We start from the raw sequence: 1,031 nt of genomic DNA, 5'->3' as shown, positions 1-1,031 counted from the left end.
GCCCGGGTGGTGCTGCTCGACGAGCAGAGCGAAGCCGGCGGCGACCTCCTCGGCTCCACCGATCTGATCGACGGCGCCCCCGCCCTCGACTGGGTCACCGCCGCCGTCGCGGAGTTGGCAACGTATCCGGATGTGCTGCACCTGCAGCGCACCACCGCGTTCGGCCACTACGACGACGGCTTCGTCCTCGCCCTGCAGCGCCGCACCGACCACCTCGGTGTCGCCGCCCCCGCCGCGGTCAGCCGGCAGCGGGTGTGGCGGATCCGGGCCCGGCACATCCTCGTCGCCGCCGGCGCCCACGAGCGCCCCGTCGTGTTCACCGACAACGACCGCCCCGGCATCATGCTCGCCCACGGCGCCCGCACCTTCCTGCACCGCTACGGCGTCACCGTCGGCGCCCAGGCCGTCGTGTTCACCACCAACGACAGCGCCTACCAGGCCGCGATCGACCTGCACGACGCCGGGGTCCGCATCAACACCATCGTCGAGGCCCGCGACACCGCCCCCACCCGCTGGCAGCATGAATGCGAGGCGCGGGGCATCCCGGTCCGCACCGCATCCGTCGTGTCCGGCACCCGCGGCAACGGCCGCGTCAGCCACGCCCTCGTCACCCAACGTGACACCACCGGGGAGACGGCCATCCCGCTCGCGTGTGACGCCCTGCTCGTCAGCGGCGGCTGGAACCCGGCCGTGCACCTGTTCTCCCAGGCCCGCGGCACACTGAAGTACGACGACACCCTCGGTGCGTTCGTGCCCGGCGAGACCCTCGACGGCGTCACCGTCGCCGGCTCCGCCAACGGCATCCTCGACCTCCCCGGCTGCCTGCACGACGGCCAGACCGCCGGTCAGTCGATCATGCGCGACCTGGGCTTCACCACCCCGGACGTGGCATCGACCGCCGACAACTCCGGCGGTGCTGATTCTGCCGACGACGGTGGCCTGCCGCCGCTGGTGCTGTGGCGGGTCCCCGACCCCGCGGGGCAGGACACCCAGTTCGTCGACGTCCAACGCGACGCCACGGTCACCGACCT

1 protein-coding gene is annotated in these 1,031 nt (G+C 72.8%); it reads left to right on the top strand.

Going from position 1 to position 1,031, the window contains the following annotated elements; all coding sequences use genetic code 11:
• Positions 1–1,031 (top strand): NAD(P)/FAD-dependent oxidoreductase (locus AC1DWT_RS51550; protein ID WP_477926315.1); only part of this gene is annotated, 1,031 nt, incomplete at both ends.

The sequence above is a fragment of the Rhodococcus sp. P4_B6 genome, from assembly GCF_056402215.1.
This window is presented reverse-complemented; position numbering and strand designations above follow the sequence as displayed.